Consider the following 367-nt stretch of genomic DNA (forward strand, 5'->3'; position numbering starts at 1 on the left):
CACGAAGAGGGATGCCGGCGTCGGATCGCTCAAATCCGGGCGATGTTCGAGCCGCAGTTCCTTGCCGCGCACGCGCGCCCAGCGCTTGAGGTCCCGCGTCCAGTAAGCGCGCCGGATCTCCGGGCGATTGCGCGAAAAGATACCGCCATTTTCCTCGACCACCGTCGTCAAATAGGGCGTGATGACGACGTCGTTCTTTGCCGCAAGTTCGGCGAAGACGTCGAAGCCGATGTAGGACCAGGGCGAGCCGATAGAAAAGAAGTACTCTACTGATTTGGTCACTGATGCATGTTCCCTGCGAGGTGATTGTTCTGGCATCGAATGGTCGACGGCATTTTCAGGAAGCGGATCTAACTTCGGATTGGGC

The 367-nt window shown here is 58.3% G+C and carries 1 protein-coding gene; it reads right to left on the reverse strand.

What is annotated here, in order from left to right; all coding sequences use genetic code 11:
- On the reverse strand, positions 1-282 hold a 282-nt coding region (locus tag AF337_RS03835), incomplete at its 3' end, for a DsbA family protein (protein WP_193393566.1).
- Positions 283-367 lie beyond the last annotated feature (85 nt).

Origin of the sequence: Rhizobium ecuadorense, assembly GCF_001187535.1 — a bacterium.
Lineage (GTDB): Bacteria > Pseudomonadota > Alphaproteobacteria > Rhizobiales > Rhizobiaceae > Rhizobium > Rhizobium ecuadorense.